Raw genomic sequence first — 12,497 nt, forward strand, 5'->3', positions numbered from 1 at the left:
TATCAATTCCCGTGTTGATCAAATGTCTTTGAACATTCTTTTGGCAGCGCCGAAAGGACACCGGATAATTGGCATCAAAGTTCGGTTTAACCGGTCAATAGGCATGGCGTTGCGCAAGCTAAGGCATTTGAAATCAATCATGCTGATGGTGTCAGGGGCAATCTGTCTGCTCGTTGGATTGATGTTCTTGCCGTTGCCGCCGCCATTCTTTGGAATGGTGTTTATCGCAATTGGCGTCCCGCTGCTTGCGGCAGGATCAAAAAGAACGCGGCGCTTCATTCAGCATCTGCGTTGGCGCTATTATCGTCACAACGCCAGAATAGAATACCTTTTGGCAAAGATGCCCGGGTTCGTGCGCCGGCATGGGCAAAAAACACGTCCGGAAGGATTGATGCGTTCGCACAAAATGGCGACATCGAACAGAAACCGGCTTAAGGGGTAACGCGTCGGACCAAACAATCTGTGCCAGCCGCTTTCAGCGCATTGCAGGCCCGGGTTGCCTCAGCAGACGAACCATAGTTCCCCGTCAGTAGGCGGAAGAACAGACCCTTTCCTTCAATCGCAATGCTGACCACTTCGTGAGAGGCGGAATCCAGTATTCCGCCAGAAGCAGACTGGAACTTTCCCCATGCACCTTCTGCGCGTCCGCGTGAGCGGTATGCGGCAAGTTGCACCGCATAATAGGGTGCGCCTGTTTGGGCCGATGGTGACGTCTCGGCAACTGGTGGTGCTGGCATTGAATTTGCGGGTTTAGGTGTGGTCGGGTTGGAAGCACCCGACGTGGATGTAATCGGTAACTCGATCATGGGCTGCGTAGGGGCAGGGTCCTTGATGTCCAGGTTGCCCTGTTCAATGGGCCGTGAGTTTGCATCTACAATCGTACCACTATGTTCAGACGAGGCAGAATCACCTGAAATGGTCGCAACTTCTGCCGTCAGAGCCGGACGTGTCGGCTCCGCGTGTGGGACTGGGACAGGTGCAGGGGCTTCGTCAGGCACCGAAGCGGTGTTTGGTAACAGAGCGTTGTCTTTTTGGCGGGCAGAAGGTTGCGATGCCGCAGCCGTTGCAGCAGTCCCGGTAGCGACCGTGCGGCGATCAACGCTTGTGAGTGTTGCGGTATTCTCGCTGACTTCCATTTCCATGCGGACAATTGGACTTGTACTGTCTTCAGGGTCAGCCTCTACCACGCCGCCAGATTCATAAAAACGACGATCACGTTCAACTTGCGGCGGGTCTGGTAATTCAGGACCGGGTGCGACGGTCGCTGACGCGACAACGCTGTCGATTTCGGCGGATCGTGCAAATTCAGGTGAGGCGGTATCAAGCGCGACAAGGCGGCGTTGGGCCAAGCTATTGATACTGCCCGATAATTTCACACCTTGTCCGCAATCAAGGTTAATCTTTAAGTCCGGTGGTGTTGCCGTAAGCCATACATAAAGTTTGCGCGCATGAGCGTAGTCGCCGTTCATGTCATACGTAATGGCTTGAAGTAAGTTTTCCTGCGGCGTTCCTTCTAACGAAATCGCATCAACAGGTGTATCGCCGGACTGTTTGTTGTCCTCTGAATACTGGCTGTGTTGTCCGAAAAACAGTCCACACGCTGCTTTGTCAAAATTAGCCTTGTCGGCGGCACTTTGTGCGGTATTGGCAACGGAAGTGGGTTCTTGCGCGCCTGATGAATTTCCAAACCAGAGACCCGACAAATCATCCGTGCTACAGGCCGTAAGAAGCGGCAGGATAGCTGCGGCAGTTAACCATACCCGTTTGGATCGGGGGTTTCTTTTGGTTGTCGCAAACCTGATTTTCACGCTTCACCTGATTATCGTTATTTAAGCGGAAGTTATATCTGCGCCAAGACACAAAAACAACTGTTGCAAGCAGTTGGGATACTGTCAAGCACACTCAAATATCAGAGAGATAAGCAAACCGGGGACTGTTTGGCGGAACTCGCACGGCGGGCGTTTGGGCGACGCAACCCGGGATTAGCGCATGATCAACGGGACCATAATCCCCGCCAGAAGAACCAGCACGGTGATCGCAATAACAATGTTGATAATGCCTTTGGTTGCCTGATTTGCAACTTCACGTGTCACCGCCGGTTTTTTGGGGCCACGGCGTGCACCACTGCTACCGCTACCAGACGCGCCTTGCGTGCTTTCACGGGTAAGGATTTTGACAACCTGCTTTTTGTCTTTGCGGGTTGCCTGATCATATTTGTTTTCGATCACCCGGATTTCGGTGTTCTTGGCGTTGGTAAGAGCCTCTTTCGCGGAATTAACAGCGGCGGCATAGTCCGACACCGTTTCCAGTTCCATTTGCTGACCGGTGGAGCGTACACACATCACGGTGTAGCTCTTTTTCATGATCGCGTCAGACATAACTCATCCCAGTTCCAAATTACCTGCCGCAGACATATGGCGCTATTGTGCGAATTTGAAAACCTATTCTGACGAATATTTTTCTATGCTGTTTGGTTCGCTGAGGAGTCAGTTGGTGATTTTACCTGAAAGTTCTTTGTACTCGTCACAGTCGGTGCCACATACCTGCGCCAATCGCGCCAGATTTTCCCGGGCCATTTCCGGTTTGCCGGTTTGGAGGAACAGTTCACCCTGATACTCCAGCGCCCCCAAATGTTCCGGATTGATCATCAACGCGCGTTCATAGTTCTGTGCGGCACTGTCAAAATCGCCAAGTTTCCGTTGGCTATAGGCAAGATAGTTATAGAGATCCGCATTGTCTGGATCGTCTTTCAGCATGTTTTCGACCTTGTCGATCGCCATGTCATACATGCCGGTATCAACCAGTTCGGATACGGCGGAAAGGTCGGTGCCATCGGAACTCCAGGTATCTGAACTTCCCATTGCCAGCGCATTGGTCGCAACCATAGGGCTGGCAAGAAACATCAGGACTGCGAAAGCCTTGATCAATTTTGGGGTTTCACCAGTGAGGGTCATCGTCGTACCTTTCCTTGATCGTCACATGCCAATAGTACGTGCGTTGGGAAAATCTGAATGTGTGATTTATCACAACTGAAAGGTTTTCCTAGTCACTTGTTGGTGAAAAACATGTCAATGAAAGGGCATTTTCCTTGGGAGTAATCGAGACACTTGCATTGGGGATGGGCGGTGCCTGGGCCAGCGGGGTAAACCTTTATGGTACCGTGGTTATTCTTGGCATGATGGACAATTTTGGCCTGCTGGATTTACCACCAGAACTTCAAATACTTACCAGTTGGTGGGTGCTTGCACTGGCAATGTTTTTGTATTTGATCGAATTCGTTGCGGACAAAATTCCCATCGTCGACAGCATTTGGGATGGCATTCACACATTCATCCGCATTCCTGCAGGCGCATTGCTTGCAGCGGGCGCAATGGGTGGCCTTGATGCCGGGTTGGGCGACGAAGTTCAAACGGCAATCGGATTGCTTGTTGGAGGGACAATTGCTGCGGGCAGTCATTTCACCAAGGCCGGAAGCCGTGCTGCGATCAATACATCACCAGAACCCGTCACCAACAGCATTGCTTCCGTGGCAGAGGATGTGGCTGTCTTTGGTGCGCTTTACACTGTCGTGTTTCATCCGGTGGTGTTTTTCGTGCTGTTTGCGCTCTTTATTCTGTTGTTGGTGTGGCTGGTGCCCAAAATCTGGCGTTTTATCGGGCAGGTGTTTGGCAATGCCCGTCATCCGGCGGCGGCCTATGGGCAGGCCAAAGCCTATCAAGGGGCGGGTTATGACCCGACCCGGGGCAGCAATACTGACAAAATCAGTTTAAGCGGGGTGGATCAGCAATCCTCTTTGCCAGGAAGTGATCCCAAGTTGCCTCCGCGTTAAACGCACAAAAGCCAAAGCCCGCAAGCATTTGACTTGCGGGCTTTGGCCGTTTGGTGAGGTGTCGAATTGATCAGAAGTCTGCTTCGATCACCCGATCACGGATCTCGGTGACCATTGCGTCGCCGAGTTCTTCGATGCCAAAGGTTTTCTGATGCTTGAAGCCGATGCGGCGCACAGAAGCGGTTTTTTCTTCGGCTTCGCGTTTGCCAAGGGCAAGGATCATCGGAACCTTGGCGTGGCTATGTTCTCGGACCTTGTAGTTGATTTTCTCGTTACGGGTATCAAGCTCAACCGTCAGGCCTTTGGCTTCCAGCGCGGCCTTGACCTCTTTGGCGTAATCGTCGGCCTCATTGGTGATCGTGCAGACGACCGCATGAACAGGCGACAGCCAAAGCGGCAGGCGGCCAGCATAGTTTTCAATCAGAATGCCGATGAAACGTTCCAGTGATCCAAGGATCGCACGGTGCAGCATAACCGGGCGATGCTTTTCGCCGTCTTCACCCATATAGGACGCATCCAGACGTTCCGGCAGAACAAAGTCGGCCTGAAGCGTACCACACTGCCAGTCACGGCCAATCGCGTCACGCAAAACGAATTCAAGTTTCGGGCCATAGAATGCCCCTTCACCCGGATTGACTTCCAGTGCGAGACCAGCTTCTTCGGCGGCTTCGCGAAGCGCGGTTTCAGCTTTGTCCCAAATCTCATCCGATCCGGCTCGGACTTCCGGGCGGTCGGAGAATTTGACAAGGATGTCGGTGAAGCCAAAGTCCTTATAAACCGATTTCAAAAGATCGCAGAAAATCTTGGTTTCCGAAACGATCTGGTCTTCGGTGCAGAAGATATGCGCATCATCCTGAATGAACTGACGGACACGCATGATGCCATGTAAACCACCCGACGGTTCATTGCGGTGACAGCAGCCAAATTCGGCCATACGAAGCGGCAGATCACGGTATGATTTGCTGCCGAGACGGAAAATCTGCACGTGACACGGACAGTTCATCGGCTTAAGGGCCAGAACCTTTTCCGGATCGTCGTCATCCGGGGTGGTGGTGAACATGTTCTCGCGGAACTTTTCCCAGTGACCCGATTTTTCCCAAAGTACACGGTCCACAAGCTGTGGCGTGCGGACTTCCTGATACCCGGCATCATCCAAACGATCACGGATATAGGTCTCAACCTTGCGATACAGCTTCAGGCCCTTGTCATGCCAGAAGACCGACCCTTGGGCCTCTTCCTGCATGTGGAACAGGTCCATTTCACGGCCGAGGCGACGGTGATCACGCTTTTCTGCTTCTTCAAGCATATGCAGATAGGCATCAAGGTCGTCCTTGTTCTCCCAGCACGTGCCATAAATCCGCTGCAGCATCTCATTGTCGGAATTGCCGCGCCAATAGGCACCAGCCACCTTCATCAATTTAAAGGCCTTGCCAATCTTGCCGGTGGACGGCGCATGCGGGCCACGGCACAGGTCAATGAAATCGCCCTGGCGATAGCAGGTGATGGTTTCCGTTTCCGGCAGGTCTTCGATGATCTCAGCTTTGTATTTTTCGCCCTTCTCAAGGAAGAACTTGATGGCTTCGTTGCGATCCCAGACTTCGCGCACAATCGGTTCGTTGCGTTCGATGATCTTGTGCATCTGCTTTTCGATCTTGACCAGATCGTCCGGCGTGAACGGCGTTTCACGGGCAAAGTCATAATAGAAGCCGTTTTCGATCGACGGGCCAATCGTGACCTGCGTATCGGGATAAAGCTCTTGCACGGCTTCTGCCATGACGTGTGCGCAGTCGTGACGGATCAGCGGCAGAACCTCTTGATGGCCCTTTGTCACGATTTCGATAGTCGCGTCAGTGTCAATTTCACGCGCAAGGTCGCGCACTTCACCGTTGACGATGATGGCAAAGGATTTCTTTGCCAGCGAAGAACTGATGCTTTTGGCGACATCGAAACCCGATACGGGGCCGTCGAATTCGCGTACGGCGCCATCGGGAAGGGTCAGGGCAATCATGGTTGGTTCAACTCTGCTTTAACTGCGGGCACAATTCGGTAATGCACATATAAGACCCGCATGTTTACGCGGGGTAAATGCACAAGAAAAGGAATTTCAGGATGAGGTCAAGTTCGCTCTTTGAAAAAAGCGACTTTCGGGACAGCACATTTGCCCGCGCTGCTGTTCGAGCGCGCAGCGACCTGTGTGATATTCAACATTTTGTCGGCAATGCCGTGCATTGATACTATCCCGATATGTGAACAACCAATATAACAAGAGAAACTTGTAGAGCAAGATACAAGCCCAAATCAATTCGGCGCCACCACCGCCATCTTACGGGAGCCCCACATGTCCAGTCCGGAAGTCCGCCGGAACATAATGTTCTTAAGCCTGTGCGTCGCACTTTCTGCAAGTGCTATGTCCTTGATTTTTACGGTCGCCGCCGTGATCGGCTATTCGTTGGCAGTTGATAAGTCTCTCTCAACACTACCTGTTGCCTGCATGATGATTGCCATGATGGCGATGACGGCACCTTCGGCGCTTATCATGGCGAAAATGGGCCGGAAATTCGGATTCTGGACGGGTGCCTGCATCGCGATGATGGGGGCGGTGTCGGGCATGGGTGCGGTGTATTACAGCAATTTCTGGCTTCTGTGTGCTGCTTGCGCCTGTATCGGGGCGGGCAATGCCATTGCCATGCAGTACCGCTTTGCTGCGGCAGAGGCTGCACCACCGGAATTTCGTGCACGTGCGATTTCCTACACAATGCTTGGTGGTCTGGCCTCGGCCTTTATCGGTCCCAATTTGGCAAGTTTTGCCCGTGACTGGTTTGAAACGGTGCCGTTCCTTGGAACCTTCGTTGCGCTGATTGGCTTGCAGGTCTTGTTGATCATTGCAATTGGTCAGCTCCGCTTGCCTGACATGCGCGGGCACAAACACGCAGAACCCGCGCGCCCGCTAAAAACAGTAATGGGTCAGCCTGCTGTGATTGTTGCAATCATTGCCGGGGCGCTTGGATATGCAGTCATGAGCTTTGTGATGACGGCAACCCCCTTGGCAATTCTTGATTGTGATTACGCGTTTGGCGATGCTGCCTTCATCATCCAGTGGCATGTGGTCGGCATGTATGCGCCAGGGTTCTTTACCGGCAATCTGATCAAGCGTTTTGGCGCTCTTAAAATCATTCAAGCAGGGGCCTTGTTGAACTTTGTCTGCCTTGCTGTTGGGCTATCCGGGCAGGACCTTATGGGGAACTTCTGGGTGTCGCTGGTCTTGCTGGGTGTTGGCTGGAACTTCATGTTCGTTGGCGCAACGACGTTTCTGACGGAAAACTACCGTTCTTCCGAGCAGGCCCGCGTGCAGGCGATTAATGAGTTCGCGGTCTTTGGTACGGTTGCGATGGCGTCACTTTCGGCAGGTACGATCTATGCTGGCTCGGGCTGGGAGATATTGCTTTACAGTGCAGCATTACCAGTTGCCCTGGTGTTGCTGATTGTTGCGACGTTCGCAATTCGCCGCAGAACATTGGCCGCCTGATCGTACACAGTAGCACTGATATCGAAAAAGGGCCGATTCTGCGGCCCTTTTTGTGTTTCGAAGTTAATTCAGATCAATGATGACCGCTCAGAATATCCAGAGCGTGTGATCTGAATTCCCGATTGTAAAGAACCAGCGTCACCCAGGTTGCGCAGATGATGAATGCAACCGGGTGATAGAACCATGCCAATGCTGACAGCGCGAAGAAATAGGCCCGAATGCCGCGGTTGAAATTATGTGCCGACATCATGCTCATACGCGACGCGCGGGCGGCTGCGCGGGCGGCCTCTGGTGCAGTTGCTTCTGGTGCAGCACCGATCAGGATCGAACAATAATTTGACAACCTGAAGGCCCATGTGAATTTAAAGAACGCATAAATAAAGATCACGATCAACAATACGACCTTGCATTCCCACACACCCGCTGTGGTCACGGCGGCAAAGGGCAGGGTTGCGACGGTTTCAATTGCCTTGTCGGTATATCCCAAAAGCGCCACCAGACCGATCAGCACCAGTATGGTGGTCGATGAAAAGAAACTGATCCCGGTAATCAGGTTGCCGGCGATGGCAGTATCGACCATCCGAATGTCACGTTTAAGCATCTGTTCCATCCAGCGATGACGATTGCGCGCCATATGGGCGGAAATGGAATTACGCCGCCGTGAACTGGCATCGGCAAACAGCGTATAACCAACCCACCAGGCAAACGCCCAACAAATTGCAGTAACATCAAGAAGCGAAAAGGCGGGCATAACTGATCCATCCAAAGCCGGTTGTGCTGTATTCTTCTAATCCTAGTGACATTGCACTATGCTTCGCAATCTTCTTTGGTTAGGTGCGTTTTGGTGATGTTGTGTATGCATAGCAGATGGCCATGTTAGCAGTCCGGGTTGAGTTTTCCCGAAATCCAGAGTATCAGCAGCGCAAATTTTGATTGGAGAGCGACATGAGCGATCTAGAGAACGATCTCGGCGAAGATATCGATTTCGCAGAATTCGAAGCGCACACTGAAAAACTACTGGCGGAGGGTCGGACCAAAGACGATCTGTTCGAGTTCATTGGTTTCATGAACCTCAATGAAGTCGGCACCCACATGATTGCTGCCGAAATGGTCCTGGATGAAGACGCCATTGACCAAATGAGCGCAAACCTGCGCAAGATAGAAATTGATCTTGGTCCACTTGGCGAGCTGACCGGCGGCCTCAAAGGTGGCGAAGACGTCAAACGTGCACTTGGCGCGCTGTTCCTTGAGCTGGTTGAGCTGTGCGAACTTGATGAAGATGACGACGATGCAGGCGAACTTTCCGAAGAAGCGCTTCTGCTTTTGAACTTCATCAAACGCTTCAACCCGCAGATGCGCCGTCTTACGGTCGCATTGACCGATACCGATGATAACGATGTGTCGTGCGAGTACGAAGTCACCAACTGGTAAGCCAAAGCTTGCCGATCGTGCAGAATATCATTTAGGTAAAAGGCAGGGTTATTGATCCCTGCCTTTTTCTGTTTCGGAGCCAGCGCCGTGACTGCCATGATGCCAACCAATGCGATCAAACGACTTCAGACCTACCATGAACGCCATCAACAGGGGCTTGAGCCGGTGGAACAGGCAATCGCTCTTCGTCAATGGCTCACTGATTATGCAGATAGCTTTAAATCGGTTATGGAATGCGATCTAAAGACATGTCCAAAGATCGTTTATGACTTTTCAGCCGATGGCGATGTCGTTATTGGCGGCACCAGTGATCCGGCACGACAGACGGAAATCATGTGGCAGCAGTTGGCAGACGCTAATGCCCCGGTCGGGGTTGGTCGATATCGCGAAGACCGTGTTTGCTATCAGTCTGATCAATTCAAGAATGATGGTGAAGCCAGAAGCCAGCATCTTGGCATTGATCTGTTTGCCCCGGCATATACGCCGGTATTTGCGCCGCTTGACGGTGTGGTTCATAGCTTTGCTGACAACAACCTTCATCTGGATTACGGACCGACGATCATTTTGCAGCATGATCCGGCACCCAATATTCGCTTCTTCACGTTATATGGTCATCTGAGCCGCCAGTCGCTGGATAACCTATATAAGGGCAAAGAGGTCAAAGCCGGTGATTTACTGTGTCAGTTTGGCGATTTCCCAATCAACGGTGATTGGATCCCGCATCTGCATTTCCAGATCATTTTCGACATGCTGGGCAGAGAAGGGGACTATTTCGGGGCAGCAAAACCGTCTGAGTGGGATATCTGGACAAGCATCTGTCCTGACCCGAACCTGATCCTGCAAATGCCAGAAAATGTCGCCGCAAGTCGGAAAGGGGGCTGAATGCAACCTCGCTTGAAAGCTGGTCTGTGGGTGCGTGGGCAGATTGCCATCTGCCAGTCCAATCTGATCACGGCAATGGTCGCGCACAAGGGTAATGAAGATGCGGGGGCCGTTCTATTGAAGCTCAACCGGTTTGGCGCGGGATGTTTTGTCTATTCCCGCGTAACGACCCTTGATGGAGATCTTGGCTGGATGCTTGTTGCAGGGGGGGCGGATGGCGGCCGGGAAACCGAATTTGCCTGTGATGAATACTGGCGAAAACAGGTCGGGTTTGATCCCGATGTCTGGGTACTGGAGATCGAAGACCATAAATCCCAGTATGAGCTTGATGCACCGGTTGTCGATTTTTAGACGATTCTTATAACAACGCTCGCAAAGAAAAAGGCTGGCAACAATGTGCCAGCCTTTAATCGTCTGCGGTATGCGCGAGCGTCAGATTACGCGGTGCGCTGCAGCAGGTGGTAACCGAAATCGGTCTCAACCACGTCAGAGGTCGCCCCGACGTCCATGTTGAACGCAGCAGCATCAAATTCCGGAACCATCATGCCACGGCCAAAGAATCCAAGATCGCCGCCCTGCTGGCCCGACGGGCAATCAGAGTTGGCTTTTGCCAGTTCTGCGAAATCGGAACCGTTTGCGACCTGTTCTTTCAGGGCATTGATTTCAGTCAAAGCTTCTTCTTTGGTACGGGTGGCGGTCGAACGTGCCGAACCGGCATACATCAGAAGAATGTGCGATGCGCGAACTTGTTCACTCATTACTGGTCCTTTCCTCCGTCAGCACTTGCGCGTGACGGATTTTCTGCAAGATTGGAAGTTTATGGGTAACGCCAAGGGTCCAAACCCATGTACAGACGTATACTCCTGTACATGGGCTTGGGCCCTAGACATTGTCCATGCCTTGTGGCTTGTTACGACAAAATGATCCGAGATGAAAGAGAAGAGGCAGATTGATGCTTGCTGTTGTGTCCCCGGCCAAGAAACTGGATTTTGAAACGGACGCGCCAGAAATGGCCGTTTCTCAACCTGCATTTCTGGAAGACACCAAAGAACTTATTGAAGTTGCGCGGAAAAAAAGCCGCAGCGATTTGATGAAGCTAATGGGGATCAGTGAAAATCTGGCCGATTTGAACTACCAACGTTTTCAGCATTTCTCACAGCCATTTGACCGATCCAATGCCAAGCCTGCAGTTTTTGCATTTCGTGGCGACACCTATGTCGGCCTTGATGCCGATACCATGAAGGCAGATGACATTGATTGGGCCGAAAATCATTTCCGGATGTTGTCGGGCCTTTACGGGTTGCTAAGACCGCGTGATCTGATGCAGCCTTATCGTCTTGAAATGGGCACCCGGCTTGCCAATCCGCGGGGCAAGGATCTTTATGCGTTCTGGGGTGACAAAATCTCTAATGAAATCAACACAATCACCGATGGCCACAAAGACCGTAGCCTGATCAATCTTGCGTCAAACGAGTATTTCAAATCGGTACAAACCAAGCTGCTGGATGGCCCGGTGGTTACACCGATCTTTAAGGAAGTCAAAGGCGGGGCGGCGAAGGTTGTTGGCTTTTCTGCGAAGCGTGCACGTGGCATGATGGCACGTTACATGATTGACAATCGCCTCGAAGACCCGCAAGACCTCAAGAAATTCAATATCGACGGGTACAACTATCAGAGCGACCTGTCGACCGAGACCGAGTGGGTGTTCACTCGCGTTCACGACCAGTAACGATAACAATTTCGGTGAACTCTATGACCGACGAGCATCTTGAACAGCTCGAGGAAGAGAATATCCTACCCGAAGCGCATCCGTTTTCGGGGTATTTGCGCACGTTCTTTCGTGGACCGGGCCGTTCGCGCAGTTTGACGCGTGAAGAAGCTTTTGATGCCTTCTCCATGATCTTGCGCGATGAGGTGGAGCCAATCCAACTTGGGGCTTTCCTCCTGATGTTGCGCTATCGGGCCGAAACCCCGGAAGAACTGGCTGGCATGATAGAGGCTGTTCGCAAGGCAGCGCGTCTTGAACCTGAAGAGGATTCGGAGGCAGAAACAGATGGGCGGCCGATGCTTGACTGGCCATCCTATGCCGCAGGTCGAACACGCGGGTTGCCGTGGTTTGTGCTGTCTGCACTTTTGTTGTCTCAGAACGACGTGCCGGTCTTGATGCATGGCTATAATTCCCATCTTGTGAACGGTGTTGGCACTGAAACAGCGATCAAGGCGCTAAAGTTGCCAATCGCCATGTCTGCAGAAGAAGCCAGATCCGACATCGCGGCAAAGGGATTTGCCTATCTGCCGCTGCGGCATATGCACCCCAAACTTCAGGAACTGATCGGTTTGCGTCCGCTTTTGGGATTGCGCAGTCCGGTTAATACGTTGCTGCGCTTGCTTAATCCGCTACAGGCGCGGGCAGCCTTTTTGGGTGTATTTCATCCGGCGTTTCTTGATGTCCATCGAGAAACCGGCAAATTGCTTGAACTGCCGCGTATTGGCGTCATCAAGGGCGGTGGCGGCGAAGCGGAAAGAACCCCGTTCAAACATGTGGACTTACGCATGCTTGATGACGGGGAACTTAATGATGTTCGTTGGCCGGCTCTGTTGTCCAAAGGCGAAAAGGACCTTGAAGACCAAAGTCCAGTGACACTTAAGCATTTCCTTGCCGTTTGGCGCGGGGAGGCCGAAGACGCGCTTGGCGAAGCCAAGATCAAGGGCAGCGCTGCCATGGCAGCCTTCCTTGCAGGCAAAGCCGATTATATCGACGAGGCAGAAAGTCTGGTTGAAGGTTGGTGGGAAAATCGCGACCGTGATGTCGGTTAGGCCATCAATTTG

At 52.3% G+C, this 12,497-nt stretch carries 14 protein-coding genes; 7 read left to right on the plus strand and 7 right to left on the minus strand.

The genetic code is table 11. The features are described 5' to 3' along the window. Positions 1–18: 18 nt before the first annotated feature. From JF44_RS20490 to JF44_RS0113930, 4 genes are all read right to left on the minus strand, one after another. Positions 19–279: a hypothetical protein gene (locus tag JF44_RS20490; protein ID WP_162181414.1), complete on the minus strand. Its 261-nt coding sequence runs from the start codon at positions 277–279 to the stop codon at positions 19–21. 152 nt (positions 280–431) lie between these two features. After that, positions 432–1,469 carry an SPOR domain-containing protein gene (locus tag JF44_RS0113920; RefSeq protein WP_156111697.1) on the minus strand — a complete coding sequence of 346 codons (1,038 nt, stop codon included), beginning with the start codon at positions 1,467–1,469 and terminating at the stop codon, positions 432–434. Positions 1,470–1,982: 513 nt separating this feature from the next. Beyond that, on the minus strand, positions 1,983–2,378 hold the full coding sequence (locus tag JF44_RS0113925; protein ID WP_033069586.1) for a hypothetical protein: 396 nt from the start codon (positions 2,376–2,378) through the stop codon (positions 1,983–1,985). Between the two features lie 108 nt (positions 2,379–2,486). Beyond that, positions 2,487–2,954 (minus strand): tetratricopeptide repeat protein, encoded by a 468-nt coding sequence (locus tag JF44_RS0113930; protein ID WP_033069587.1) that lies wholly within the window; start codon positions 2,952–2,954, stop codon positions 2,487–2,489. Positions 2,955–3,088: 134 nt separating this feature from the next. Here JF44_RS0113930 and JF44_RS0113935 point away from each other — a divergent pair, with 134 nt between their 5' ends. Then, positions 3,089–3,829 (plus strand): DUF4126 domain-containing protein, encoded by a 741-nt coding sequence (locus JF44_RS0113935; RefSeq protein WP_033069588.1) that lies wholly within the window; start codon positions 3,089–3,091, stop codon positions 3,827–3,829. Between the two features lie 70 nt (positions 3,830–3,899). On the opposite strand, the gene thrS is transcribed toward JF44_RS0113935, so the two are convergent. Continuing rightward, positions 3,900–5,837 (minus strand): threonine--tRNA ligase, encoded by a 1,938-nt coding sequence (gene thrS, locus JF44_RS0113940; protein ID WP_033069589.1) that lies wholly within the window; start codon positions 5,835–5,837, stop codon positions 3,900–3,902. A 330-nt stretch (positions 5,838–6,167) separates the two neighbouring features. On the opposite strand from thrS, the gene JF44_RS0113945 reads away from it, so the two are divergent. Continuing rightward, positions 6,168–7,355: an MFS transporter gene (locus tag JF44_RS0113945; protein ID WP_033069590.1), complete on the plus strand. Its 1,188-nt coding sequence runs from the start codon at positions 6,168–6,170 to the stop codon at positions 7,353–7,355. Between the two features lie 73 nt (positions 7,356–7,428). Here the strand turns inward: JF44_RS0113945 and JF44_RS0113950 are convergent, their stop codons facing one another. After that, on the minus strand, positions 7,429–8,106 hold the full coding sequence (locus JF44_RS0113950) for a DUF599 domain-containing protein (protein WP_033069591.1): 678 nt from the start codon (positions 8,104–8,106) through the stop codon (positions 7,429–7,431). Positions 8,107–8,300: 194 nt separating this feature from the next. Between JF44_RS0113950 and JF44_RS0113955 the strand changes: the two genes are divergently transcribed. The 3 genes from JF44_RS0113955 to JF44_RS0113965 all read left to right on the plus strand — a co-directional run bounded on the left by JF44_RS0113955 (position 8,301) and on the right by JF44_RS0113965 (position 10,019). After that, entirely contained in the window at positions 8,301–8,786 is a 486-nt protein-coding gene (locus JF44_RS0113955) for a hypothetical protein (protein WP_033069592.1), read from the plus strand. Between the two features lie 96 nt (positions 8,787–8,882). Then, complete coding sequence (locus JF44_RS0113960; RefSeq protein ID WP_238318475.1) at positions 8,883–9,668, plus strand: peptidoglycan DD-metalloendopeptidase family protein; 786 nt, start codon at positions 8,883–8,885, stop codon at positions 9,666–9,668. Then, positions 9,669–10,019, plus strand: a complete 351-nt coding sequence (locus JF44_RS0113965) for a DUF1491 family protein (protein WP_033069594.1) — start codon at positions 9,669–9,671, stop codon at positions 10,017–10,019. An 86-nt stretch (positions 10,020–10,105) separates the two neighbouring features. Here JF44_RS0113965 and JF44_RS0113970 read toward each other — a convergent pair whose 3' ends face one another. Further along, positions 10,106–10,426 carry a peptidylprolyl isomerase gene (locus JF44_RS0113970; protein ID WP_033069595.1) on the minus strand — a complete coding sequence of 107 codons (321 nt, stop codon included), beginning with the start codon at positions 10,424–10,426 and terminating at the stop codon, positions 10,106–10,108. A gap of 194 nt (positions 10,427–10,620) precedes the next feature. On the opposite strand from JF44_RS0113970, the gene yaaA reads away from it, so the two are divergent. Beyond that, positions 10,621–11,397, plus strand: coding sequence for a peroxide stress protein YaaA (yaaA, locus tag JF44_RS0113975; RefSeq protein ID WP_033069596.1), 777 nt, complete (start codon positions 10,621–10,623; stop codon positions 11,395–11,397). 23 nt (positions 11,398–11,420) lie between these two features. After that, positions 11,421–12,485, plus strand: a complete 1,065-nt coding sequence (locus tag JF44_RS0113980) for a glycosyl transferase family protein (RefSeq protein ID WP_033069597.1) — start codon at positions 11,421–11,423, stop codon at positions 12,483–12,485. Positions 12,486–12,497: the final 12 nt, after the last annotated feature.

This window comes from Thalassospira australica, from assembly GCF_000763295.1.
Lineage (GTDB): Bacteria > Pseudomonadota > Alphaproteobacteria > Rhodospirillales > Thalassospiraceae > Thalassospira > Thalassospira australica.

Bases quoted from the DNA above. Each gene is read 5' to 3' on its own strand.
- JF44_RS20490 (WP_162181414.1), bottom strand. From the start codon at position 279: ATGAAGCGCCGCGTTCTTTTTGATCCTGCCGCAAGCAGCGGGACGCCA.
- JF44_RS0113920 (WP_156111697.1), bottom strand. From the start codon at position 1,469: ATGAACGGCGACTACGCTCATGCGCGCAAACTTTATGTATGGCTTACG.
- JF44_RS0113925 (WP_033069586.1), bottom strand. From the start codon at position 2,378: ATGTCTGACGCGATCATGAAAAAGAGCTACACCGTGATGTGTGTACGC.
- JF44_RS0113930 (WP_033069587.1), bottom strand. From the start codon at position 2,954: ATGACCCTCACTGGTGAAACCCCAAAATTGATCAAGGCTTTCGCAGTC.
- thrS (WP_033069589.1), bottom strand. From the start codon at position 5,837: ATGATTGCCCTGACCCTTCCCGATGGCGCCGTACGCGAATTCGACGGC.
- JF44_RS0113945 (WP_033069590.1), top strand. From the start codon at position 6,168: ATGTCCAGTCCGGAAGTCCGCCGGAACATAATGTTCTTAAGCCTGTGC.
- JF44_RS0113950 (WP_033069591.1), bottom strand. From the start codon at position 8,106: ATGCCCGCCTTTTCGCTTCTTGATGTTACTGCAATTTGTTGGGCGTTT.
- JF44_RS0113955 (WP_033069592.1), top strand. From the start codon at position 8,301: ATGAGCGATCTAGAGAACGATCTCGGCGAAGATATCGATTTCGCAGAA.
- JF44_RS0113960 (WP_238318475.1), top strand. From the start codon at position 8,883: ATGATGCCAACCAATGCGATCAAACGACTTCAGACCTACCATGAACGC.
- JF44_RS0113965 (WP_033069594.1), top strand. From the start codon at position 9,669: ATGCAACCTCGCTTGAAAGCTGGTCTGTGGGTGCGTGGGCAGATTGCC.
- JF44_RS0113970 (WP_033069595.1), bottom strand. From the start codon at position 10,426: ATGAGTGAACAAGTTCGCGCATCGCACATTCTTCTGATGTATGCCGGT.
- yaaA (WP_033069596.1), top strand. From the start codon at position 10,621: ATGCTTGCTGTTGTGTCCCCGGCCAAGAAACTGGATTTTGAAACGGAC.
- JF44_RS0113980 (WP_033069597.1), top strand. From the start codon at position 11,421: ATGACCGACGAGCATCTTGAACAGCTCGAGGAAGAGAATATCCTACCC.